The organism is Glaciecola sp. HA4-3 (genome assembly GCF_055693685.1).
On sequence record NZ_CM146340.1, the window covers coordinates 2,342,762 to 2,368,083 of the forward strand.

19 protein-coding genes, 1 tRNA gene, 3 pseudogenes and 1 CRISPR repeat array (1 of these 24 cut by a window edge) are annotated in these 25,322 nt (G+C 40.5%); of the genes and pseudogenes, 14 read left to right on the plus strand and 9 right to left on the minus strand.

Going from position 1 to position 25,322, the window contains the following annotated elements; all coding sequences use genetic code 11:
* Positions 1-118: 118 nt before the first annotated feature.
* The 8 genes and pseudogenes from ACZ1G6_RS11205 (at position 119) to ACZ1G6_RS11240 (ending at position 11,514) form a co-directional block, all read left to right on the plus strand.
* The gene (locus ACZ1G6_RS11205; protein ID WP_472616372.1) at positions 119-1,720 is read left to right on the plus strand and encodes an isocitrate lyase; all 1,602 of its coding nucleotides are present in this window, start codon (positions 119-121) and stop codon (positions 1,718-1,720) included.
* A gap of 167 nt (positions 1,721-1,887) precedes the next feature.
* The gene (locus ACZ1G6_RS11210) at positions 1,888-2,835 is read left to right on the plus strand and encodes a LysR family transcriptional regulator (protein ID WP_472616373.1); all 948 of its coding nucleotides are present in this window, start codon (positions 1,888-1,890) and stop codon (positions 2,833-2,835) included.
* Positions 2,836-2,977: 142 nt separating this feature from the next.
* Positions 2,978-5,164: a malate synthase G gene (locus ACZ1G6_RS11215; protein ID WP_472616374.1), complete on the plus strand. Its 2,187-nt coding sequence runs from the start codon at positions 2,978-2,980 to the stop codon at positions 5,162-5,164.
* Positions 5,165-5,471: 307 nt separating this feature from the next.
* A pseudogene (gene leuA / locus ACZ1G6_RS11220) lies at positions 5,472-7,030 on the plus strand (2-isopropylmalate synthase).
* On the plus strand, positions 7,027-8,118 hold the full coding sequence (leuB, locus tag ACZ1G6_RS11225) for a 3-isopropylmalate dehydrogenase (RefSeq protein WP_472616375.1): 1,092 nt from the start codon (positions 7,027-7,029) through the stop codon (positions 8,116-8,118). The pseudogene leuA and the gene leuB overlap by 4 nt, the downstream one beginning before the upstream one ends.
* 59 nt (positions 8,119-8,177) lie before the next feature.
* Entirely contained in the window at positions 8,178-9,599 is a 1,422-nt protein-coding gene (leuC, locus tag ACZ1G6_RS11230; RefSeq protein ID WP_472616376.1) for a 3-isopropylmalate dehydratase large subunit, read from the plus strand.
* A pseudogene (gene leuD, locus ACZ1G6_RS11235) lies at positions 9,599-10,197 on the plus strand (3-isopropylmalate dehydratase small subunit). The gene leuC and the pseudogene leuD overlap by 1 nt, the downstream one beginning before the upstream one ends.
* A 99-nt stretch (positions 10,198-10,296) precedes the next feature.
* Positions 10,297-11,514, plus strand: a complete 1,218-nt coding sequence (locus ACZ1G6_RS11240; protein ID WP_472616377.1) for an HD-GYP domain-containing protein — start codon at positions 10,297-10,299, stop codon at positions 11,512-11,514.
* On the opposite strand, the gene ACZ1G6_RS11245 is transcribed toward ACZ1G6_RS11240, so the two are convergent.
* Both ACZ1G6_RS11245 and ACZ1G6_RS11250 read right to left on the minus strand, forming a co-directional pair.
* Positions 11,500-12,786: a general secretion pathway protein GspB gene (locus ACZ1G6_RS11245; RefSeq protein WP_472616378.1), complete on the minus strand. Its 1,287-nt coding sequence runs from the start codon at positions 12,784-12,786 to the stop codon at positions 11,500-11,502. The two genes, ACZ1G6_RS11240 and ACZ1G6_RS11245, sit on opposite strands and share 15 nt — an antisense overlap.
* Positions 12,779-13,693 carry an ExeA family protein gene (locus ACZ1G6_RS11250; RefSeq protein ID WP_472618979.1) on the minus strand — a complete coding sequence of 305 codons (915 nt, stop codon included), beginning with the start codon at positions 13,691-13,693 and terminating at the stop codon, positions 12,779-12,781. The genes ACZ1G6_RS11245 and ACZ1G6_RS11250 overlap by 8 nt, the downstream gene beginning before the upstream one ends.
* A gap of 246 nt (positions 13,694-13,939) precedes the next feature.
* On the opposite strand from ACZ1G6_RS11250, the gene srmB reads away from it, so the two are divergent.
* The 3 genes and pseudogenes from srmB to hemW all read left to right on the plus strand — a co-directional run bounded on the left by srmB (position 13,940) and on the right by hemW (position 16,946).
* The gene (srmB, locus tag ACZ1G6_RS11255; RefSeq protein WP_472616379.1) at positions 13,940-15,169 is read left to right on the plus strand and encodes an ATP-dependent RNA helicase SrmB; all 1,230 of its coding nucleotides are present in this window, start codon (positions 13,940-13,942) and stop codon (positions 15,167-15,169) included.
* Between the two features lie 36 nt (positions 15,170-15,205).
* Positions 15,206-15,803: pseudogene (locus tag ACZ1G6_RS11260) on the plus strand (XTP/dITP diphosphatase).
* 6 nt (positions 15,804-15,809) lie between these two features.
* The gene (hemW, locus tag ACZ1G6_RS11265; RefSeq protein ID WP_472616380.1) at positions 15,810-16,946 is read left to right on the plus strand and encodes a radical SAM family heme chaperone HemW; all 1,137 of its coding nucleotides are present in this window, start codon (positions 15,810-15,812) and stop codon (positions 16,944-16,946) included.
* Between the two features lie 22 nt (positions 16,947-16,968).
* Here hemW and ACZ1G6_RS11270 read toward each other — a convergent pair whose 3' ends face one another.
* The 7 genes from ACZ1G6_RS11270 to ACZ1G6_RS11300 form a co-directional block, all read right to left on the minus strand.
* Positions 16,969-17,505, minus strand: a complete 537-nt coding sequence (locus ACZ1G6_RS11270) for an Lcl C-terminal domain-containing protein (protein ID WP_472616381.1) — start codon at positions 17,503-17,505, stop codon at positions 16,969-16,971.
* Complete coding sequence (locus tag ACZ1G6_RS11275) at positions 17,502-19,220, minus strand: Lcl C-terminal domain-containing protein (protein WP_472616382.1); 1,719 nt, start codon at positions 19,218-19,220, stop codon at positions 17,502-17,504. Before ACZ1G6_RS11275 ends, ACZ1G6_RS11270 begins: the two co-directional genes overlap by 4 nt.
* A gap of 165 nt (positions 19,221-19,385) precedes the next feature.
* A complete protein-coding gene (locus tag ACZ1G6_RS11280) occupies positions 19,386-19,889 on the minus strand; it encodes a PAS domain-containing protein (RefSeq protein WP_472616383.1) in 504 nt (167 codons plus the stop codon).
* Position 19,890: 1 nt separating this feature from the next.
* Complete coding sequence (locus ACZ1G6_RS11285) at positions 19,891-20,883, minus strand: response regulator (protein ID WP_472616384.1); 993 nt, start codon at positions 20,881-20,883, stop codon at positions 19,891-19,893.
* 67 nt (positions 20,884-20,950) lie between these two features.
* Positions 20,951-21,640 carry an LrgB family protein gene (locus ACZ1G6_RS11290; protein WP_472616385.1) on the minus strand — a complete coding sequence of 230 codons (690 nt, stop codon included), beginning with the start codon at positions 21,638-21,640 and terminating at the stop codon, positions 20,951-20,953.
* Positions 21,630-22,007, minus strand: coding sequence for a CidA/LrgA family protein (locus tag ACZ1G6_RS11295; RefSeq protein ID WP_472616386.1), 378 nt, complete (start codon positions 22,005-22,007; stop codon positions 21,630-21,632). The genes ACZ1G6_RS11290 and ACZ1G6_RS11295 overlap by 11 nt, the downstream gene beginning before the upstream one ends.
* A gap of 19 nt (positions 22,008-22,026) precedes the next feature.
* A complete protein-coding gene (locus ACZ1G6_RS11300; RefSeq protein WP_472616387.1) occupies positions 22,027-22,356 on the minus strand; it encodes a hypothetical protein in 330 nt (109 codons plus the stop codon).
* Between the two features lie 277 nt (positions 22,357-22,633).
* On the opposite strand from ACZ1G6_RS11300, the gene ACZ1G6_RS11305 reads away from it, so the two are divergent.
* The 3 genes from ACZ1G6_RS11305 to ACZ1G6_RS11315 all read left to right on the plus strand — a co-directional run bounded on the left by ACZ1G6_RS11305 (position 22,634) and on the right by ACZ1G6_RS11315 (position 23,511).
* Positions 22,634-22,710, plus strand: a tRNA-Ile gene (locus ACZ1G6_RS11305).
* A gap of 166 nt (positions 22,711-22,876) precedes the next feature.
* Positions 22,877-23,302: a hypothetical protein gene (locus ACZ1G6_RS11310; RefSeq protein WP_472616388.1), complete on the plus strand. Its 426-nt coding sequence runs from the start codon at positions 22,877-22,879 to the stop codon at positions 23,300-23,302.
* On the plus strand, positions 23,302-23,511 hold the full coding sequence (locus ACZ1G6_RS11315; protein ID WP_472616389.1) for a helix-turn-helix transcriptional regulator: 210 nt from the start codon (positions 23,302-23,304) through the stop codon (positions 23,509-23,511). The genes ACZ1G6_RS11310 and ACZ1G6_RS11315 overlap by 1 nt, the downstream gene beginning before the upstream one ends.
* A 55-nt stretch (positions 23,512-23,566) precedes the next feature.
* Positions 23,567-25,322: direct repeats of the CRISPR family, unit length 28 nt; unit sequence TTTCTAAGCTGCGTGTGCGGCAGCTAAC; it runs 611 nt beyond the window's last position.

Here is a 25,322-nt window from a genome sequence, read left to right on the forward strand (position 1 = left end):
TTCATAAGATTTATGATGAAAATTACTTTAATAAGATTCATTTATCAAAAAACTTTGATTAGGATGATTGAGCACTCAGTAAAGTGAAGTAATTGACAAGAGACAAGAGGAAACCACCATGTCACAGTATCAACAAGAGATTCAAAATATCGAAGCCTTAAAAGCGAGCCAAGGTACACCTTGGAATGCCATCAGCCCAGAATACGCAGCACGAATGAAACTGCAAAATAGATTTGCAACTGGCTTGGATATCGCCAAATATACTGCCGCCATAATGCGTGAAGACATGGCTGATTACGATTCAGATTCAAGCCAATATACGCAATCTTTAGGTTGTTGGCATGGCTTCATTGGTCAACAAAAGATGCTTGCTGTCAAAAAACACCAAGGCACCACAAAAAAGAGTTATTTGTACCTATCAGGTTGGATGGTTGCTGCACTTCGTTCTGAGTTTGGTCCGCTTCCTGACCAATCGATGCATGAAAAAACCACCGTCCCTGCACTAATTGAAGAGCTATACACGTTTTTACGCCAAGCAGATGCAAGAGAACTCGGTGATTTATTTCACCAATTAGATGACGCAAAAGCAAATGGACAAGATACTGCAGGTATTCAAGCACAAATTGACAATTTTGAATCCCACGTAGTACCTATTATTGCAGATATCGATGCAGGCTTTGGTAATGAAGAAGCTACATATCTGCTTGCCAAGAAAATGATTGAAGCTGGCGCTTGCTGTATCCAGATAGAAAACCAAGTGTCTGATGCCAAGCAGTGTGGCCACCAAGACGGAAAAGTCACGGTTCCGCACGAAGACTTTTTAGCCAAAATAAACGCCGTGCGTTATGCCTTCCTTGAATTAGGTGTAGATGATGGGGTTATCGTAGCAAGAACTGATTCTTTAGGTGCTGGTTTGACCCAAAAAATCCCAGTGTCTCAAAGTGAAGACGATTTAGCCGCGCAATACAATGCATTTTTAGAAACTAACCCAGTTAATTCTGTTGACGACTTAAGTGATGGCGACACAGTAATGAAACTTGACGGTAAGTTAGTTAAACCTGTTCGCTTACCAAATGGTTTGTATAAGTTTAAACCTGATACTGGATTTGACAGAGTTGTACTTGACTGCATTACCTCGCTACAAAATGGCGCAGATTTGCTGTGGATTGAAACTGAAAAACCTCATGTAGGTCAGATAGCTGAAATGGTAAATGCAATCCGCGAAGAAGTACCAAATGCAAAATTGGTGTACAACAATTCTCCTTCATTCAACTGGACCTTAAACTTCCGCCAACAAGTCTTTGATCAATGGGTTGAAGAAGGCAAAGATACTAGCGCATATGACCGTGATGCACTAATGTCAGAGCGATTTGATTCGAGCGAACTTGCTGCTCAAGCTGATGATAAAGTACGCACATTCCAAGCTGATGCGGCAAGAGAAGCTGGTATTTTCCATCACCTAATTACTTTACCGACATACCACACCGCAGCGTTATCGACCGATAACTTAGCGAAAGGTTATTTTGGTGACGAAGGTATGCTTGCCTATGTGAAAGGCGTTCAAAGACAAGAAATTCGTCAAGGATTAGCATGTGTAAAACACCAAGCAATGGCGGGTTCTGACTTAGGTGATACCCATAAAGAATATTTCTCTGGCGACCAAGCGTTAAAGGCTTCAGGGGACGACAACACAATGAATCAATTTGATGTTGTTGCGTAAAATAAAGGATCTCCTTTAGGAGCAATTGCTCTTGTTCAGCGCCCTTCGGGGCGTTTTTTTTGTCATAATATTAATACTACTAATGGATCATCTTCATTTAATCAAAATTTTTTATATAATACGAAACCGTTTGTCAGCAGATTGTCACTTTTACATTGGAGTAAGTATTGAATATTGCAAAGGTTGATCTTAACTTATTGGTCTATTTAGATGTTTTGTTACGAGAAGGTAGTGTCACTCGTGCTGCCAACCAGTTAAGTATCACACAACCTGCTATGAGCAACGGCCTGAAACGTTTACGCGACCTGTTTAAAGATCCTTTACTAGTGCGCACCAGCGATGGTATGACACCGACCAAGCGAGCCTTAGAGCTTCAACCCGTGATAAGAGAAGTACTTAGCCGTTTAGAATCCAGTATCCAACCAGAAATTGAATTTTCACCCAGCACCAGCACGCGTACGTTTAGAATCATGACGAGTGATTATGCCGAATCTACACTTTTGTTAGGATTAATTGGTAAATTATCAAGCCTTGCACCAAATATTACGCTTGATTTGATTACCCCTAGTGATGTGACCTTTCACGATGTAGAGCAAGGAAAAGTCGATATGGCAATCAATCGATTTGAAGAGTTACCCTTATCTTTTCATCAAAAGGTTATTTGGTATGATACTTTTTCGTGTGTGATAGGAGCAGACCATAAAGGCGCAGAGAATTTTACCTTACAAGACTACCTGCAAGGCCAACATATATGGGTAAGTAAGACTGGGTTTGGCGTAGGTGTAGGAATAGATCCAACAGAAGTTCAAAAACTGGGTTGGGTTGACGCCGAGTTAACAAAGCTCGGCAAACAAAGAGACATAAGAGTATTTACGCGCCACTACCATGCTGCCCTGCAAATGGCAAAAACACAAAACCTAATCGCTACACTCCCTAGCAAAGCAGCTCGCATTTTTAAAGATGATCCTTCCATAAAAGTGGTTGAGCCGCCTTTTGACATTCCCCCAATTGCATTAAAGATGGCATGGAGTGCTCTATTACATCATGATGCAGGGCATATTTGGTTACGCCGACTAATTGGAGAAGTCGCCAATGAGATGCAAGAAGTATCATAAGTAAGCATTATTCATTTGGTGAATGATAAAAATACTTCGCATACACTAAACATCTTCTTACTTTAAAATTACACTGACCAACAGCTGTGAGCAATGTGCGGCGATCTTTTTTATCAATACGCTAGACCTCGAGGTAATTAGTATGACTCAATATGTTAAGACAGGTAATTTACAAGTCGCACAAGAAATGTACGATTTCATCGTCAGTGAGGTGTTAACAGGTCTAAACATTAACCCGCAACGTTTTTTTGAAAGCATTGAAGAAATACTAAATGAGTTCACACCAATCAATGATGCTTTATTGCAAAAAAGAGAGCACTTGCAGACAAAGATTGACGATTTTCATAAGCGCAGTACAAAAGCGTCATTTGATGAATATAAAACGTTCTTAACTGAAATTGGCTATTTAGAACCTGAGCCTGCTCCTTTCAGTATTAGCACTCAAAATGTTGATAAAGAAATTGCTAAAATTGCAGGTGCACAGTTAGTTGTGCCTATTAATAATGCAAGGTATGCGTTAAATGCAGTGAATGCTCGCTGGGGAAGTTTATATGACGCCTTGTATGGGACAGATGTAATTAGTGATAATGAAGGCCAAGCAAAGACCGCGCAATATAATCCAAAACGCGGAGCGGCTGTAGTTAATAAAGCTAGGGAAATACTGGATCACATCATTCCTTTGCAAATTGGTAGTCACCAAAACAGCGTTCGTTATTATATTAAGCAAGGTACTTTGCTTGTTATCATCAATAAAAACGGACAAGATGTCGAAACTGAGCTTGTAGCCCCTGATTGTTTTGTCGGTTTTAAAGGTGAAGAAAGCCAACCGAGTAGCATTTTAATTAAACACAATAATCTTCATGTTGAGATTCAAATTGATCGCCAAGACAACATCGGTAAAACAGACCCTGCACATATTAAAGATCTGCTTGTGGAGTCAGCACTCACAACGATAATGGACTGCGAAGATTCGGTTGCAGCAGTCGACGCCCAAGACAAAACCTTGGTATACAAAAATTGGTTAGGCTTAATGCAAGGTACATTAAGCATTGATATGTCCAAGCAAGGCAAAACAATTACGCGTCAAATGAATGTAGATCGCTTTTATAAATCCGCAGAAGGGGGTGAGCTTCGCTTATCGGGTAGAAGCCTAATGTTTGTCAGAAATGTCGGACATTTAATGACTAATAATGCAATGTTGTTTAACAACAAACCCGTTTATGAGGGGATCATGGATGGCATTATCACCAGTGTAATTGCCATGTATGACTTACGTAAAGACGCTGATGCCCAAATCAAAAACAGCGTAAATGGAAGTATTTATATAGTAAAACCTAAAATGCATGGGCCTGAGGAAGTGAAATATACCCATGACCTTTTTGACAAAATTGAAGATATGCTTGAGTTACCACGCTATACCCTAAAAGTAGGCATTATGGATGAAGAGCGTCGCACAAGTGTTAATTTAGCGGCATGCATCTATGAAGCTAGGCAAAGAGTCGTCTTTATAAATACCGGATTTTTGGACAGGACTGGAGATGAAATCCATACTTCAATGTTAAAAGGCGCATTTGCACCTAAAGCTGAACTAAAAACAATGCCATGGATAAATGCGTATGAAACAGCAAACGTGATTACAGGTCTTAAATCCGGCTTGTCTGGAAAAGCGCAAATTGGAAAAGGAATGTGGCCAATTCCAGACCAAATGGCATCTATGTTACAAACTAAGATAGCTCACCCTCAGTCAGGTGCAAATACCGCTTGGGTTCCATCACCTACTGGCGCAACATTGCACGCTTTGCATTATCATCAAGTTGATGTGTTTGATATTCAAAAACAAAAAATGCAATCAGAATTTAACGGGATTGATACTATTCTTCAGATTCCCTTGCTTGAAGATCGCACAAGCTTAGACACAAAAACCATCCAACAAGAGCTAGATAATAATGTTCAAGGTATATTAGGCTACGTAGTACGATGGGTTCATCAGGGTATAGGTTGTTCAAAAGTACCTGACATAAATAATGTGGGTTTGATGGAAGATAGAGCCACCTTGCGCATTTCTAGTCAACATTTGGCTAACTGGTTACATCATAAAATCATTAGCAAAGAACAAGTCAATGAGTCTCTAGCGCGCATGGCCGTGCTAGTTGATGAACAAAATCAAAATGATCCAGACTACATTCCTATGTCACCTGAATTAGAACGCTCGATTGGCTTTTGTGCTGCCAAGGATTTAATTTTCTTAGGCACGCAACAACCTAATGGTTATACAGAACCACTACTACATCAAAGAAGGCTTGAGATGAAAGAAGCATTATCTGTGTAGTGATAAAACAGCTTACTATTAATAAAATGGCTTAATTGGTAATTTGTGGTTGACCTCTTTTGCTTGGCAGGGTACATTCAATGCATAATCAACCGGAAATAGTAAAATTATGAAATATTTATCTCACAATTTAAGAAAAAACACTATTTCTATTCTACTGCTTCTCCTATTGGCTAATAAATAGCACGGGGCGCATGTAATGCAAAATTCCTAAACCCGTGCCTAGCACGGGTTTTTTTATGTCAATTTTTAATGCTTTTCGTTTTATCCAAAATAAAACGCTCACACTAAAAGGCTATAGATACATATGAAAAATCAGGTCATTGTTTTTGATACTACCTTGCGTGATGGAGAACAAGCACTTGCTGCAAGTTTAAATGTAAGAGAAAAGCTTCAAATAGCCTTGATGCTAGAGCGATTAGGCGTTGACGTAATTGAAGCCGGATTTCCTGTGTCTTCACCTATGGTGATTTTGACTCAGTTAAATTAATTGCGCAACAGATCAAACAAGCTCGGGTATGTGGCTTAGCAAGAGCGCTTGAAAAAGATATAGACGCATGCGGACAAGCTTTAAGTGTCGCAGAGGCGTTTAGAATACATACTTTTATTGCCACCTCGGATATTCACGTTGATACAAAATTAAAAAAGTCACAAGACGAAGTGGTTGAGATGGCAGTAAACGCTATTAAACACGCAGGAAAATATACTGATGATATAGAATTTTCATGTGAAGATGCGGGGCGTACGCACATTGACTATTTGTGCAAAATGGTAGAGTCGGCAATCGATGCAGGCGCCACTACCGTTAATATTCCAGATACGGTTGGCTATACCATACCCTCTGAGTTTGGTGGGATCATTAATCAATTATTTAATCGAGTTCCCAATATCGATAAAGCGGTTATTTCTGTCCACTGTCATAACGATTTAGGACTTGCTGTCGCCAACTCATTAAGCGCAGTTGAAAATGGTGCGCGACAAGTCGAATGTACCATAAACGGTATCGGCGAAAGAGCGGGAAATTGTTCGTTAGAAGAAATCGTGATGACCCTACAAACACGCTATCAAAAACTTGGACTAAGTACTCAAATCAATACGCAAGAAATTCACAAAGCGTCAAAACTTGTTAGTCAACTTTGTAATATGCCCGTGCAAGCAAACAAAGCAATTGTAGGTGCAAATGCGTTTAGTCATTCATCTGGTATTCATCAAGATGGTGTATTGAAAGGACAAAACACATACGAAATTATGACACCTGAAAGTGTTGGGATTAATAAGAATGTCCTTAACCTAACATCTCGTTCTGGTAGGCATGTAATTAAGCATCGATTAGGAGAGTTAGGTTATGGCCACGACGAATACGACTTAGACAATATTTATGCTTCTTTTTTGCGCTTAGCGGACAAAAAAGGTCAAGTGTTTGATTATGACTTAGAGGCCTTATTGTTTTTTGACCAACAAAAACATGAACAAGCACACTACAAACTTAATTTCCTGCAAGCAACATCAGGCCACAATATTATCCCTTCGGCAACAGTAAGCATACAAGTGGGTGAGCTTGAAATCACTAAAGCCTCAACAGGCAATGGACCTGTCGATGCAGCCTTTAACGCTATTATTGATGCTATTGGCGGAGAGGACTTGGAGATTGTAGATTTTAAACTAGATTCTAAGGGCGAAGGCGCTGATGCTCTATGTCAAGTGAGTGTAGTTGTCGAATACAACGCTAGACGCTTTAATGGAATTGGACTAGCTACTGATATTGTCGAGGCCGGCGTAAAATCACTTATTTTTGTACTAAATAACACTCATCTTGCTGACCAAATCGATCAACAAAAATTAAATAAGGAAACAGGGATAAAATGAAATCGTACACAATTGCTGTATTAGCTGGAGACGGCATCGGACCGGAAGTCATGGAACAAGCGATTCGTGTCTTGGATGTAGTTAGTCACAAACATAAGTTTACCCTTTCGTTAAACCCCTTCCCTGTTGGCGGCTATGCGATTGATACTTGTGCAGAAGCATTACCAAAACTAACACTTGATGCATGTGAGAAGTCTGACGCTATTTTGTTTGGCTCAATTGGTGGACCCAAGTGGGACAATCTACCGTTAGAGTTAAGGCCCGAAAGAGCCGCATTGTTAAAATTACGTAGTCACTTTGATTTGTTTAGCAATTTACGCCCAGCAAAAATCTATCAATCTTTAGCCCATTTGTCCCCCTTAAGGCTGGATATTGCTCAAGATAATGTAGATGTACTTGTTGTACGCGAACTTACCTCTGGAATTTACTTTGGCCAGCCAAAAGGATTGGAAGGCGAAGGCGACGAGCGCGTTGCTTTTGATACCATGCGATATACTGCAGCTGAAATTAGACGAATCGCAATATCTGCTTTTGAAGCGGCTAAAACTCGTCGTTGTAAAGTAACGTCTGTCGATAAAGCCAACGTACTGGTATGTAGTAGGCTTTGGCGAGAGATTGTCCAAGATGTTGCACTTGAATATCCGCAAGTTGAGCTTGAGCACATATACATCGATAATGCGACCATGCAATTGGTTGCCAATCCTAGTCAATTTGATGTACTACTATGCTCAAATTTATTTGGCGACATTATTTCCGATGAATGTGCCATGATCACCGGCTCTATGGGACTGTTACCTTCTGCAAGTATCAACCAAGATGGATTTGGCATGTATGAACCGGCTGGCGGCTCTGCCCCGGATATTGCGGGCAAAAACATTGCTAATCCTGTAGCCCAGATTTTGTCTGCTGCAATGCTATTGCGATATAGCTTAGGATTAACAGAGGCGGCAGATGATATCGAAAACGCGGTTCTACAAACGCTTAGTGCTGGCGTATTAACCGCTGAACTATTGCAAGCTGATCAACGCCACCTTGCAAAATCAACCTCACAAGTTGGCGATTATATTATCCAAGAACTAACACGATAAACCATACTCATTAGACACACGCTTTAACACACTGACATTATTAACTTCAAGGATACATTATGCCTCTTACTCTTTATCAAAAACTGATTAACGAACACTTAGTCGATAAGGTTGGAGATGACTTATTACTTTATATTGATAGGCATTTAATTCATGAAGTCACAACACCACAAGCCTTTGCTGGACTGGCTGAGAAAAATCGTAAAGTCCGCAGGCCTGATTTGACTTTTGGCACTATGGACCATAGCATCTCAACCCGCTCATTGGCACTTGATGCTTGTGGTCCTCAAAATGAACTGCAACTAAATACTCTAGCCAGCAATTGCGCACAATATGGCATTAAACTCTATCCTGTGGGACACAAGAACCAAGGAATAGTGCATGTAATAGGTCCTCAACTTGGTCTTATTCAGCCAGGCATGACCGTTGTGTGCGGTGATTCCCACACTGCCACGCATGGCGCTTTTGGTGCCTTGGCGTTTGGTATTGGTACCTCGCAAGTTGAGCATGTGCTTGCCACGCAGACCTTAAAGCAATCCTTAGCTAAAAGCATGAAAGTCGAAGTTAACGGTAAATTAGGTATGGGTGTAACCGCTAAAGACATCATTTTAGCCATAATTGGAGAAATTGGTCATGCGGGTGCTACCGGCCATGTGATTGAGTATTGCGGAAGTGCAATTAGCGCATTGTCGATGGAAGAGCGCATGACAATATGTAATATGAGTATCGAAGCAGGCGCTAAGGCGGGTTTAATTGCACCAGATAACAAAACATTCGAATATATTAAAGGCAAAGAATTTGCGCCTAGCAATGACCATTGGAATAAGGCGCTTAGCTATTGGCAAACTTTGCATTCAGATGCCGATGCGTCATTTGATAGAGTGGTAAAGCTGCGTGCTGAAGACATTGAACCACAAGTAACGTGGGGAACTAACCCTAGTCAAGTTGTCGGAATCAATCAGTGTATTCCTACACCAGAATCTAGCGTAGACCCGGTCGATCAAAACTCCGCGCGTAAAGCACTTGAATATATGGATTTGTCACCTGGTGCAAATCTAAGTGACATTCCGATTAGTCATGTTTTTATCGGTTCGTGCACAAATAGCCGAATAGAAGATTTAAGAGCCGCTGCTAAAATCGCTAAACTAGGCAAAGTAGCCCAAGGAGTCAGTGCTATCGTAGTGCCTGGTTCAGTTGAAGTTAAAGAGCAAGCGGAACAAGAGCACTTAGACGATATTTTTGTGTCGGCAGGGTTTGAATGGCGATTACCCGGTTGCTCAATGTGCTTAGGTATGAACGACGACATTTTAGCCACAGGCGATCGATGCGCTTCAACAAGTAACCGTAATTTTGAAGGACGGCAAGGAAGAGGCGCTCGTACGCATTTAGTCAGTCCTCAGATGGCGGCCGCAGCAGCAATAGCTGGTCACTTTGTCGATGTTAGAAAATTTGCGACACAAACGAACGCGGGAGAACAATAATGTCAAAAGTTAATATTATTAGTGGCACTGCATTACCACTGGATCAAGCTAATGTAGATACCGACCAGATTATACCAAAGCAATTTCTAACGGGGATCACGCGCAAAGGATATGGCATTAACCTTTTTCATGATTGGCGCTACTTACCGGGCCCTGAAAAAAAGAGAATCCTGAATTTGTCCTTAATGAACCCAAATATAAAGGAGCAAATATACTAATTACTCGGGAGAATTTTGGGTGTGGTTCAAGTCGAGAACATGCTCCTTGGGCATTAGCTGACTTTGGTTTTGACGCTATCATTGCCACGAGTTTTGCTGATATCTTTTACGGAAATGGCTTAAATAACCAACTTTTGTTAGTAACGTTATCTAATCAAGAAATCGATTTGTTAATTAACAAGTTATCGGACGATCCTAAAACTCAGATAACACTTAACTTGGTCGAACAGACAGTCGTGTGTGATGAGCTAAACTTCCAATTTGATATTGCGGCGCACCATAAGCACAACCTACTTAAGGGCCTTGATGCAATAGGGCAAACACTAGAATTGAGTGAAAATATAAAAGCTTTTGAAGAAAAACGACATATTTGGCTTTAACTTAATGCATAACTAGTCGATAAAGAACCTATAAAGCAATCAATAAGAACATTATTGATAGACATTTGTGGTCTTTGTTTATCTTCTAATATTAAAAATATGACAAAAATTATCTCAATCGCTGAACTAAGAGTTGGCCTTTTCGTCAATCAAATAACACAATCAGATAATAATTTGGTGGTGAAAAGTCGCGGGATCATCAAATCCCAAGCGACGATTGACGCACTAGCTAGCCGCGGAGTTCAATCACTTGAAATTAGTACTACAAAAAGCAAACCTGAAGCACTTGCGTTATTGGCAAGTGAAGCAGTACAAGTACCTGAACGATTAGAGTTTGAGAAGTCCGGCCAGACTTTGAGTGAATCAATCGCGGCTCACGCTGATGCGCTTGCTAAAGCCGACAAACTCTACACAGAAGCTAGAGAATTACAGGCAAAATTTGTTACTACACTACGAAGTGGAAAAGCACCTGATTTTGATGCCCTTAACGACCTTTCTCAAGAAATAATCGACTCTGCTTTTGAAAATCCCGATGCACTTTCGTTTTTGGTCATGTTAAAAGAATCGAATGATTATCTGATCGAGCACGCTTTGGATTGTTCGATTTTATTGTGTATGTTCGCCAAACATAAAGAATTTAGTCAAGCCCAAATAGAAGATATGACTATGGCTGGTCTTATAATGGATTCAGGCATGGCACTTTTACCTAAAGATTTACTTAGTAAAACAGGTGAATACACTGGCGTTGATCAAAAGTTGATGCAAACGCATGTTGATATCGGTATTGAAGTTGCCGAACGGTATGGCGATTTACCAGAAATTGTTATAGATATTATGAGTAATCATCACGAAAGAATCGATGGCAGTGGTTATCCTAAAGGAAAAACCGCAAGCCAAATCAGTGAATATGCGCAAATGGCTGCTATTGTTGATGCTTATGATGCGATGGTGTCTGAAAGGCCATATCGAAGTTCAAGTTCAGCACAGAATGCATTGAATTCTTTAGAGTGCGACCGCAGTCATGACCCAGATCTTGTCATCGAATTTATACAGTCTATTGGCCTATTCCCTGTTGGTTCGGTCGTACATTTATCTAATGAAGACATTGCATTGGTGGTAAAGCGAAACAAAAATGCCCCTCTTAAACCGATTGTAATGACTCTTTACAACGCCACTCAACATCAAGATGAATTTGAAAGTCAGCGGATTAATTTAAATCGACAAGAAGAAATTGCGATAGTTTCGTGTGTCACACCCGATGAATTTGACAGCAACCTACCAAACTTTTTGAAGCAGGCTCTATCACCAGTCCGATAATTTTTTCATGGTAAATGCTTCACCTCTAAACTCAAGCACAACACTTTCTTCACGAATGAGCTTGATAAACAATTCAGGCGCAATTCTGTCGCCTTCACTCATTCGTTTACCATTTACTCTTACCCAACTATTGCGCGGCGTAACAGAAAACATATGAACACTAAAGCGTATGCCCGGTAACTGCGTTAGCAAGGCTGGGCTAAGTGCTTCCAAGGGTGGATAATTCTCATCATATTCACGCTCATTAGGAATGACCTGCGGCGCTTGTTCTCGAGCATCGATTTCTCTTGCCGCCTCAATTGCAATTTGCAGCAGCAAATCATTATTGCTTGATGCAATGGTTTGGTCTAACGCATTTGTATTTTCAAGCGTACTTTCTTGGTCTGCAGCATCATCATTTTGCTTATCAAGCTCGTTATTGGATGAGTCTGAAGCTTGATAGCCAAGTACTACCTGCCCCTCTTCCAGTACGATACCATTGATATCTTGTACATTGGTATCAACACTTATGCTGTTAAGTGTTTGCTGTGCAGTAATATTGTTATCATTAACCTTATTGCTGCTAGTTTGCTCAATGAGATTTTGCGTATCGCTAGTTTGGTCATTTAACTGCGTTAGGTTAGATACATCTTGCGTGTTGTCATTACCAGTTGCTGCTTGAACATCTAATTTAGGTACTGATAAGTTGCTACTATCAGCATCATCACCCTCAATATTTTCATTTTCTTTTACTTCAAGAGTATTATCGTTTGACGCAATTAAGGTATCAGGCTGAGCTTTACTACTTTGCTCGATTTTATCAATCACTAATGAATCATTCGTCAAGTCGTTTTCTAATATTAAATATCCACTACGAACAATTACAAACCCTAGGATAAAACATAACACAGCCGACATACCTACAGCGCCATATGTTTTACCATATAATTGCCATTTTGTTGGCATTTGCTCTGCGCTTGGTAAAAACAACGAACGATGAGGCTGTTTATGCCCGAACTGTTTTTCACTATCGTTATTATTGGCAACCAAACGCTGGGTTGCGGTTAGCTCTGGTACATCATCCTCAGAATATATTAGTGCACTATCATCAACCAGCACACTTTGGGTGGTATCAATTTCAAGCTTAATCACGCCCATTTCTTGCAAGCCCTTCACCATCTCAGGTGAACGAATCATGCCTACTTTTCTGATTTTTACAGGCCCGTTTTGTTCGACTATTTTTGTTACCATCATACCGGGTATTAGTTCTGCGATTAGCACTTGCTTATGCATATAGGCTCCCTGCCAACATGGCACCTAACAATAAGGAAAAAACACCTACTTTTACTATGATGGGGCGCCATTTGTCAGATTGACGCTGTTTAACAATATCATCCCCTAGTATTTGATAACTAGCTGATACCATTATTTGGTGATCAATAATTGGTTTTTGCATTGAATACCCAAGGCTAAAAGCCCGGTCACACAATAAATTAATGACCCTAGGTATCCCAGCACTTATCATAAACAATTCTGCAAGTGCACCTTTACTCATACAAAATGAATGACCACCAGCAACCGACCATCTATGCTCGGCATATTGTGTTAACTCTTGTTCGGTTAACGGCAAGAGGTGATATCTGGCTGTTACACGTTGGGCAAGTTGTCTAAGTTCATTTCGTCTAAGTAATAACTGTAATTCAGGTTGCCCAATTAAGACTACTTTCAATAGCTTTTGGCGGTTAGTTTCTAAGTTTGTGAGCAGGCGCAACTGCTCGAGGACTTCTGGTAACAAGTGCTGCGCTTCATCAATTAATAAAACCGTATTAATTTGATTTTCGTGATTTTCGGCTAACTTACGTAAAATTATATCCGTATATGTTTTTAAGGTCGCGGTATTAGATTCGTATTGTAAACCTAACTCATCACACACAGTAGCAAGTAACTCTAATGCAGATAAAGTTGGATTTAATATCACTGCCATTTGTGTATCGTCATCTAAATCTTGCATCAATTTTCGTGATACCGTTGTTTTACCGGTGCCTACTTCTCCGGTTAACATCACAAAACCACCACTTTCATTTAAGCCAAAACGCAAGTGTGCAAGCGCCTGTTTGTGTTGCTTGCTCAAAAACAAATAGTCTGGATTAGGCGCTATTGAAAATGGATTATCATCAAGGCCGTAGTAGTCTAAATACACTGTATTAATACTTATCATTATTAGTTTAAAGAAAATCATGTCCACTTGGGGGCACGAGCACAGATTTTTATCTGTTTAATTACACGTAAATTAGCACGAATAAGACAAAGCGCAAAATTATAGATAGTTCAATTCTATTAAGGTCTCTTATAGAGTAGAATAGATGTAGATGGCCAGTTGCACTGGACGCTTTTTTTAATCGATATTTATGGGCTTTCTCTTAAATATGTGTAACAAGGTATAGACTTGAATAGTTTCTCAGAATTAGAGCTTGATGACGAGCTAGTCAACGCAGTAGTTGACTTAGGGTATAGCAAACCAACCAATATTCAGCAGCAGGTGATTCCTGATGCTATGGAAGGATTAGACATCCTTGCTAGTGCGCCCACCGGCACAGGTAAAACAGCCGCATTTATTCTGCCGGTTTGCCAGTTTTTGCTAGATTACCCCAACAGAAAGAAAACCTCAGCTCGTTCACTGGTATTGGTGCCAACACGAGAACTGGCATACCAAGTCTATGAACAAGCCACACAATTGTGTAAATACACTGAACTAAAAACAGGTGTAATCACAGGTGGTATCAACTATGGGACCGATAAAGAAACACTTACCAACAAAGTAGATATTTTGGTTGCCACCTCTGGACGACTTTTAGAACATATTCAAAATGAAACGTTTGATTGTAGAGACATCGAATCGTTAATTTTGGACGAAGCCGATCGTATGTTGGATATGGGATTTAGCGCAGTTGTTAATCAAATTGCAAGTGAAGCTAAATGGCGCAAGCAAACCATGCTGTTTTCAGCAACCCTTGAAGGCAGAGGCGTGATGAACTTTGCTCGTGATATTCTAAAGGACCCGGTAGAACACAATGCCGATGCCTCGCGCAAAGAAAAAGCAAAAACGCTTCAGTGGTATCATTTATGTGATGATAGAGCGCACAAAGATGCCCTATTGCAGTATTATTTACAAAATGAAATAGAGTCTTGTATTGTTTTTGTGAAGACGCGAGAACGATTACATCAAGTAAAAGATCAACTTATCAACCAAGGCTTTCAGGTCACATACTTGCAAGGTGAGATGCCGCAAGACAAACGGATTGCCGCATTAGCCTCGTTTAAAGAAGGTCATACCAATATTCTGGTTGCTACTGATGTCGCTGCTCGCGGTATTGACGTGCCCGATGTATCACATGTGATTAATTATGACATGCCTCGTGGAACTGACGTATACGTGCATAGAATTGGACGCACTGGTCGTGCTGGCAAAAAAGGTATTGCTGTATCTTTAATTGAAGCTCACGATTATGTTTGGGTGGGTAAAGTCGCTAGGTACACCAAAGAAACATTTAAAGCTCGGGTGATAGGGCAGCTAAAACCAACAAATAAGCCACCTTCGTTGAAAAAGAAAAAAGCACCTAAGACGAAACGTATGGCTAAGCGAAAACAAAAGAAAATCAATAAGAAATCAAAATAGCCGCTGTCTATCAACACTGAATCAGAGAGAAACTTTGTGAATAAAATAGTCCTAGCAACAGGTAACGCGGGTAAAGTAAAAGAATTTGCATTATTGTTTGAGCAGCATGCTATTAATATTGTACCGCAAAGCGATTATCAAGTGCCTGATGTTGAAGAAACCGGTACAACATTTGTTGAAAATGCCATTATTAAAGCGCGCCATGCGTGTGAACTCACAGGCTTACCCGCCATAGCAGATGACAGCGGATTGGTGATAGATGCCCTAAATGGCGAACCAAGGCATTTACTCTGCTAGGTACGCCGGTACACATGGTGACAATCAAGCCAACAATAACAAAGTGCTTTCAAGCTTAGGTCAGCAAGAAAATCGCAAAGCTAAATTTGTATGCGTACTGGTTTTTATGCGTCATGCAAACGACCCAACCCCTATCATAAGCGAGGGCTATTGGCATGGAGAAATCACTAAATCCCCTTATGGTGAAGGTGGCTTTGGATATGACCCAATATTTTATGTCAATGAATACGCTAAAACAGCCGCGCAACTCGATAAAGAGCTAAAAAACGGTATTAGTCACCGAGGAAAAGCACTAGCGCCCTTGCTAGAAGCTATATTAAACGATTCTTTTTCTTAGCCTACTATGCTTCCAATTTCACTATATGTTCATATTCCATGGTGCGTACAGACTTGTCCATATTGTGACTTTAACTCTCATGCAATTAAAGGTTCCCTGCCCGAAAGCGAATACATTGCTCATCTTTTAGCTGATCTTGATCACGATATTACCCACTTTGGTCTGCAACAACGCCAATTCAGCAGTGTGTTTATAGGTGGAGGAACACCGAGTGTTTTTAGCCCTGAGGCTATGGCAAAATTATTAACGGGAATTAAGGAAAGAATTCATCTTAGTGCAGATGCCGAAATTACAATGGAAGCAAATCCCGGCACTGTTGAAGCACAACGTTTTAGAGGCTATCAACAAGCAGGAATTAATCGTATATCAATCGGTATTCAAAGCTTTCAAAGTAAACATTTAAAAATTTTAGGCCGTATTCATGATAGCCAACAGGCTTTTAATGCCATTAACTATGCCAATAATCTAAATTTGCGCTCGTATAACACCGACATTATGCATGGCCTACCAGAACAATCGTTAGATAACGCAATACAAGATCTTGAGTCTGCAATCAATTTGCAAGCTCCTCATTTATCGTGGTATCAGCTAACTATTGAACCTAATACCTTGTTTTATTCTAGACCTCCAACGCTGCCAGATGATGACGTTTTATGGGATATTCAAGAACAAGGACAAGCAAAACTAAAAGCGTCTGGATACCAACAATATGAAGTCTCAGCTTATGCAAAAGCCGGACATGAATGCCAACATAACCTTAATTATTGGCGCTATGGTGATTATGTTGGTATAGGTTGTGGCGCCCATGGCAAAATTACTAATGATGAGCATACAATCACTCGTACCCAAAAAATCAAACATCCTAAAGGATATATGGACTTAACTAGGTCGTATTTAAGTGATACGAATAAGGTCGAAGATAGTGACCTATGTTTTGAATTCTTTATGAATCGATTTCGTTTAATCGAATCCTGCGCTTTTGACGATTTTGAGCGTTTTAGTGGCAGGCCATTAAGCCTTAAGGAAAATAAGCTTTTGCAGCAACAAATTGATAAAGGGCTTCTAACCTATAAAGACTCAGCATGGCAAGTTACAAGTTTAGGTCAACGTTATCTAAATACCTTAATTGAAACCTTTATATAAGCAATCACAAACCAAGCAATTACTAAGGTTCGACATTATCTCGCACTAAGCGGACATACAAAGACTGCTGTATTGAAAAACGTTGGTTGCTTCCATTGGTAAAGGTTACCGCCCAAACTTGCTCAGGTGTTTGAATAACCGGAGTAGAGCTCCAATATGCATCTGAGACTGTCGATACAAATGCATTTTGATTAATAGACGGCCTTACACATGCCCTTTCTGTAATTAAGCTAAGTTCTTTCATATTTGGTACACGCCATAAATGCTTATTATCAACAAGCATTGTTTGACTAATTGCTAAGGCCTCTTGCCATGTCAATTGAGCAGCTTCACCTTGGCAAATTCCATTGAGATATTGCTGACCATAAGTGCATCGCATAAAAATAAGTTGTGATGGTATGTGTAATACTTCTCCATTTGCCTGCACTTGAAAATCGCTATCAGGGGTGGTTGTCGGGATATTCGCAGGACATATCGATGAAGACTCTTGAGCCAACAACATAGGGCCAAAAAGACACAATACAAATGTTAAAAAGACCTTTTTAATACACTGAATCATTGCCCTGCCCTCACTAAAATTACATGCCTTTGTGTATCTTTACGCAAAAAACCATCTGAACCAGAATAAATATCTACCGCCCAGGCATTCTGCGCTTCATCTTCACTTACACCATCGGCACTAGTTTGTGACGTCCAATACCACAGTTCTCCCATAGTCGGCATGCCCCAGTTTACAAAAACAGATTGGTCTACTAATGGCGGCGTGTTTTGTCCATAATGAATTAACGACAACAATTCAAATACGGTAGGAAGGCGCCAATCAAAAAAGCCACACATGCCTTGAGTATTTATTTCTAACAAGTAGTCATTGGTATTACACTGCTGATTTGTGACTTCGCATGATTCACTTTGCAGATTCAAGCTACCTTCAATATTCCCGTTTTCATCTTCTTGGAACCAAGTAAACGTTTGATTCACATACGACAAATCATTAGGGTTTTCAGCTTGTTTCGCTTGCCAAATTAGGCCATTGACGTTATCTCTGATACAGCCAACCATTTGATCTTCGTTTGTTACCAAATCGCCGTTGTTGTCTAACTCTGAGAAATCAAACCCTTTTACACCAGCACCTACTTTATTGACTGCATCTGAGATGAACTGTCTATCGGCGCCAAGTTGAGCGTCTTGACCTATATATTCCAAAGGCAAACTGTCGCGAAGCCCTCCAGCATCAAGGTATCTGGTTACGCCTGTGTCATTAATGGACCGTTGCCTAGGGCTTATTACCTTAAAATCTGCACTGGCACTGATTGTATTTCGAAAGCTATCGCTTAGTGCTAAATCTATTTGAAGATTGCTGTCTTGCGCAACACTTGGTGCAATAAAGGACGTATTTAGCAAAACGGGGTTTTCAATATCAATAGCATCACTTGATGACCAAGTTCCGGTAAATGGGCTAGCATTTTCAGAGCTACTCATTGGCGTGGCTTTTAATGCTGCTACTTCACCAGAATATAATGTGCGTATTGGTGTAATGGTGACGTTAGGAATCGTGTCACTTTGCGCTAATACCGTGAATGAAATATCACTAGAAGCCGTAGCTTGTTCTTGATCTGTCACGGTTAGGCGCATCGTAATGGCAGAAGATGTTTCTAACGTTGGCGCAACAATACTTAGGCTGGATTGATTAACATCTTGTCCGGCAAGTAAATTGACACCTGCAATTTGTTGCCATAAGTAAGCAGCAATCGGGGACTCAGAAGGTAAGGCATCGGGGTCAACGCTAGCGCTTCCATCAAGATTGATCGCGCTTAACATTGGAAATCTTGTAGCTTCATACCCCGCTATTTGGTTAATACTAATAGATGAAACAGGTAAAGCGTTGATTGGATTAACAGTGACGGTGATAGTGTTTGCGCCTGTTGAGCCTTGCTCATCGGTAACGGTCAAAGTTAATGCATATTCTAGCAATGACCTTGCAATTGGCGCTGTGATCACTGCATTAGGAGAGCTTTGATCTTCTTGTTGAATTGTCAAACCCGCTTGAGAAGACCAAACATAAGTATATGCGCCATTACCACCGGTTGCACCACCAGTAACACTTATGCTTTGAGTTTCATCAACGCTGATATTGTTACCAGCATTGACTCTAATGGGTTGAAAATCGGATGCCGAATCGCTACTTCCAACACCGCACGCCGATAACAAAGATAGACATAAGGCTAACGTCAAAATTTTGTATATCATACGAGCCGTCAGTATTTGGTTAAGCACATGGTACGCCCCATCGCCTTGTTTCTTTGAGGTTTTTTTAAGGTGTAAGGTTTGCAGCATTTACAATCAATAATCATCCATTCAAACATGTACTCAATAAAGCAATTCTTGTACCAAGGTCATGATCTCGAACTGGATATCTTAATAATTGCTAATATTAGAGCACTAGTTGGATCTATTGAGCTCTTGATTCTCGTTTTCCTTGACTTGTAATGACAATAAATGCTTTTTAGCCGATGCAGCGTCTGTCATGTCGTATACCATCATGCATACGTTATCGACTTTTCCAGTTGCTGATACTAAGGGACTAAACACGATATTTTGATACATAAAAGGGGCATTACTTGTGATAGGACGGTAGTTTCTAAATTTAAATAAGTAGGGGCGCTGCTCCCATGTCACAAAAGCACGAGTTTTTAGTTCAAAAACTGGGTAACACTTTGTTCTTAACCAGTCACCTTTGATCTCACTGAAGATATCACACAAGGGTCTATCTTTTACATCTGAAGGCAACAAGCCAGAATGAGCTTCCATAAACCCATTCCATACTTTCACTTCTAAATTCTTATTCAATACAACAATGCCCACATCTACTGTTTGTATCATGTCAGCCATCCAATGAAATTCTAATATTTCATCTAATACTTGGTTTTTTTCGTTGTTGCTCATCTTAATCCTCAAGTATATGCGCTAACTTTGCGTTCATCATATCCATTGACTCTTCGGTAAAAAGCAGCACTAAATCGCACTTTACTTCAAAACCCTCGATACCATACGAAATTTCAATGGCCAGTGTTTTACGCCAACTATTTTTATTCGCTTTTATGAGCTCTTGAACACTTTGATGCTGCCCTAACACTACGGGATGCCCTTGTCTAAAATGCATATCAAGCTGACTTGCAATACCCGTCAAACATGTACCAATCATAAGCGAGGCTGCATCCATCAGCACTTCTAGCTGAGCTTGGTCATCTACCTCTCCTTGTAGATTTAATATTTTTGCCACTTCACTAAAGCTAGAATCACTTAGAATAAATAATGCTTCGCCACTTATGCCGTCACCTAAAAAGCCTTGGCATACACCCGATGTTGTATCGTTATCGTCAAGATCACTTAGCATCATATGCAATTCTGACACTTCTATAAGGTTTACATTTGGAATGGGTAATTGGACAAAAACGTTCATGATCCTAGCAAGGTGGTCACCTGCTTGCCCCATTGCTACATTGACTACTTCTTGGTAACAGTCTCTTACTATTTCATCAAGTTCATGGGATGGCTCGTCACTGACCGCTTCGCTTTGGATAAAATTGTGTTTTTCAAGTGCTTGGGCGAGTTCTTCAGCGCTAACGGGTTTTTGAATAAAATCAATCGCGCCTAATTCAAGCACTCTCTTTTTCGCTTCAGGTTGAATATCACCTGAAATTACAATTGTACGAGTATGATAGTTTTTAGCTTTTATTTGCTCTAAGGTGCCATAGCCATCTAATACCGGCATGTTGAGATCTAATAGAAGCAAATCTCCCTTGCCATCTGCAATGTTCGTCAGCGCATCCTCGCCATGCTTAGCAAAATGAATAGCCGCTTCAAAATCTTGTGGCAAACATTTAGCAACCTGTTTACGGGCAACTAAAGAATCGTCACAAATTAACACCGATAGCATATTTGTTTGTTCCTAAAATAGGTTTATATCTTAGTCAGGTAATCGGATAATTTATAAGGAACTTTAACTAAGAAAACAATATAGGTAAAACAATCGAAGTGACAAGACCATTGACACATAATGCAAGTGTAGCAAACGCCAAACAACGCTCTGAAATTTCAACCGCCTTTGCAGTGCCAATTGCGTGTGCAACAGCACCTAGCGCTACTCCTTGAGCCGCATCATTATCTATTTTTAAAAAAGCAAATAATACTGGGCCAAATACAGCACCCACAATGCCTGTGCTAATTACGATAATTGCCGCAAGCGCCGGAACACCACCAATAATTTCAGCGGTATCCATCGCCAGTGGTGTCGTAATTGATTTAACTAGCATGGTAAGCTGCAAGTCCAAAGGCGCTTCTAAAAAATATAAGGTTGACCATGCTATTAATGGAGCAAGAGTTGATGCGATTAATATAGGGATTAGCACACGCCAATTTGCCTCTAACAACACTTTAAGCTGCGAATATAAAGGCAAAGATAACGCAACTGTTGCTGGGCCAAGCAAGTAGCTATATAAACTTGTATGAGCTTGAAATGATTTTACGTCAGTCGAAAACAGCCATAATAGAAGCCCTAAAACTGCGAAGCTAGTGATTAAAGGATGCAGCAAGGGCAACTGTCCTGAATATTGATAGCCTTTCACACAAAGCAAGTACACAAACAGCGTAGCCATTAACCAAATGCCGCTTACAAGATAGTAATCAATGTTCATTGTTGTTTGCGCGATTTGTCACGTTTGACGAGAACGCTTTCAATAATAGTGCACTTAAGTAAGCACAAGCAACAAGACTAATAACGGTGGTTAACACTATTGCCAACATCAATGCTAGTGCATTTGCTTTAAGCAGCTCAAGGTAGTTAAGCAAGCCCACAATAGCGGGAATAAAAAATAGTCCCATGTATTGTAAAAGTGGTTGGCCTGCAATACGAAGAAATACTGGCACGCGAGATAAAATAACGCATAGTGTGAACACGCTTAAAATGCCAATAATGGCAGGAGGAATTGCTAAGCTAAAGTGGTTGGCAATGTAGGTTGAAAGTGCAAAAATCGATATAAAGAAGACAAGACCAAGCAACAAAGATAAAGAGTACCGTAGGTTAGAAAGTACTCTCTTGGTGAACTGTAATAAAATATGGCGTTCCTTTTTTGGAATAATCAACTTTAAACTCTTTATTATTAAGTGTTTGCACAAACAGAAGGCTTTTATAATCACCGAAATTATCGCCCGACGCAATATCGACCAAACAAACATCCATTCGCTTTGCTTCAAGTTTATTTTCAGGTACTTTGCCTGTGTATTCTTCAATACCGTTATGCACAACCATAAGCACAGGGTCTTGACGACTGTTTACCACTAACAAATCGACTTTTCGCATCTTGTGTATAATAGTGTTTCTACCACTTAAAATGTACGGATCTTCTTTCATTCTGGTTTGTACCTTTCACCCAATTAGTTTCGCAAAAACCCATTAACAAATTCATCTGCCCTAGTTGAGCAGACCACTACATTTCATAGTTTATACTTATTAAACATAGCAAACATTTGCTAACTTGCCTATATTTGACGGCAATTAGTCGGCAAACTTTAATTTAAGCAACAACTTAGGCGAAAATAGTAAGGAATTGCCTGAAAATTTAAAAAACGCGGGTGACATTAGTTTAAAAACTATTTATACTGCGCACCGCTTTGTTAAACCTAGCAATGGCCCGTTAGCTCAGTTGGTTAGAGCACCCGACTCATAATCGGTAGGTCCCCTGTTCAAGTCAGGGACGGGCCACCACTTCTCTAAGTTAATCTATTTCTCAAATTCCTAATCAATAATATTTACTACAAGCTCACAATACCTACAAGTATCTTTAAACAACGTTACATGTTAAAAATATTTGACATTACTACATCACAATGACTATACTTCATGTTAAATATTTTTAACATTGGGATTCATTATGACATTTCAAGAAAAATCAGCTTGGGTCATGCTACTTTCACTTCTTGGCGCTAGTCTATTTTACTTTGGTACACTACTTAGCATATATAGCGCTACTGATGCTATTCCTTCACCCAACGTCCCTACCTTGGTTATATTCACAATCATTACGGTCGTTATTGCTATTGCTGGACATACTGTGGCAGCTATTGCCAACCCAAAAGATGCTAATGCAAAAGAAGACGAGCGTAATAAGTTAGTCACACAAAGAGCTGGCTACATATCGTCTTACTGTTTAGCACTTGGTGTGCTTTTAGGCTTGGGTATTTTTTTAGTAACAAACAGTGGCGGACTTCTTTTTTATATTTGCTTTGCCAGCCTTATCATTAGTCATTTGGTAGAATATAGTTTACACATATATTTGAATCGAACGGTGCTGTTGTAATGGCCAAAGCATTTCCAATTAACAACTGCGTAAAGACACTCCGAGAAGCCAAAGGCATAACACAATCTGAACTTGGGGAATTAATAGGTGTGACGCGTCAGACCGTAGCGGCTATCGAGCAATGCCGCTACTCTCCTTCATTAGAGACAGCCTTTCGAATTGCCAGACTATTTAAAGTAGATATCGGCGAAGTGTTTTGGTGGAAATAAAGCTACATTATCAAGGAGTTTACTCAAACTTCGTTTCTAGTTGTCACTGTTACACTTTCTAAGCTGCGTGTGCGGCAGCTAACAAAAAACCCCTTATAAAAAACCCCTCCGAAGATTTCTAAGCTGCGTGTGCGGCAGCTAACTTAAGTACGCGGTCTAATTGTTTGTAACTTGTTTTCTAAGCTGCGTGTGCGGCAGCTAACCATCGGCAAGCAGTAACGCGGTATCAGCTACATTTCTAAGCTGCGTGTGCGGCAGCTAACGCAATGTAAATAGCGTAGACCAATTTTTAGAATTTCTAAGCTGCGTGTGCGGCAGCTAACGAGTGTCGCGATAAAAGCATTGGTTTGCTTGATTTCTAAGCTGCGTGTGCGGCAGCTAACATTTTGATGTAGATAATATTCCGCGCCCAAATTTTCTAAGCTGCGTGTGCGGCAGCTAACGTTTAGAAGTTAGTTGTTGATTGTTTTCAATTTTTCTAAGCTGCGTGTGCGGCAGCTAACTAATATCATTGGGACTGCCACCTTTTAACAAATTTCTAAGCTGCGTGTGCGGCAGCTAACAGCAGTCGAAGCCAAGCCGAAGTTCATAATGATTTCTAAGCTGCGTGTGCGGCAGCTAACGTTTCGCTTTTGGCTTCTAGTTTTTCCATGGCTTTCTAAGCTGCGTGTGCGGCAGCTAACTGGTAGGGTCACTGCTGACGGGGAATGTCAAATTTCTAAGCTGCGTGTGCGGCAGCTAACTAACTACCTTTCTCTTATCTTGTAGTAGTGATTTTCTAAGCTGCGTGTGCGGCAGCTAACCTAAGTACATTGACTTCACTCGCAATGATGATTTTCTAAGCTGCGTGTGCGGCAGCTAACATATTGATTGGTTAAAAATATCACAAGATCATTTTCTAAGCTGCGTGTGCGGCAGCTAACGTGCAATATTGCTTAATGTTCTGTATCCGTCATTTCTAAGCTGCGTGTGCGGCAGCTAACTGTTGGTAACCTGTTTACAACTGTTGCACTATTTTCTAAGCTGCGTGTGCGGCAGCTAACAAGAGCGTATTGGAGATTTTCTGGCTACTGGTTTTCTAAGCTGCGTGTGCGGCAGCTAACGGAACTCTTGGCACAATCAAGGCTTACCTCAATTTCTAAGCTGCGTGTGCGGCAGCTAACCAAATTGTTTTAAATAGAGTTCAGGTACTACATTTCTAAGCTGCGTGTGCGGCAGCTAACGGCGTCCGACCAAAACTCAAACGCGTTTTTATTTTCTAAGCTGCGTGTGCGGCAGCTAACTTTAGTTTTCCAATCTGCTGTAAACCCGTCAGTTTCTAAGCTGCGTGTGCGGCAGCTAACATTGCTACTGTGCTAAGCGTGAATGTCACACTTTTCTAAGCTGCGTGTGCGGCAGCTAACGGATTAGTATGAAAATATTAAACGGCGCAGGCTTTCTAAGCTGCGTGTGCGGCAGCTAACGATGTGTCAGGTTTATTAAACGATTTTCTTCATTTCTAAGCTGCGTGTGCGGCAGCTAACCAAATTGTTTTAAATAGAGTTCAGGTACTACATTTCTAAGCTGCGTGTGCGGCAGCTAACGGCGTCCGACCAAAACTCAAACGCGTTTTTATTTTCTAAGCTGCGTGTGCGGCAGCTAACTTTAGTTTTCCAATCTGCTGTAAACCCGTCAGTTTCTAAGCTGCGTGTGCGGCAGCTAACATTGCTACTGTGCTAAGCGTGAATGTCACACTTTTCTAAGCTGCGTGTGCGGCAGCTAACGGATTAGTATGAAAATATTAAACGGCGCAGGCTTTCTAAGCTGCGTGT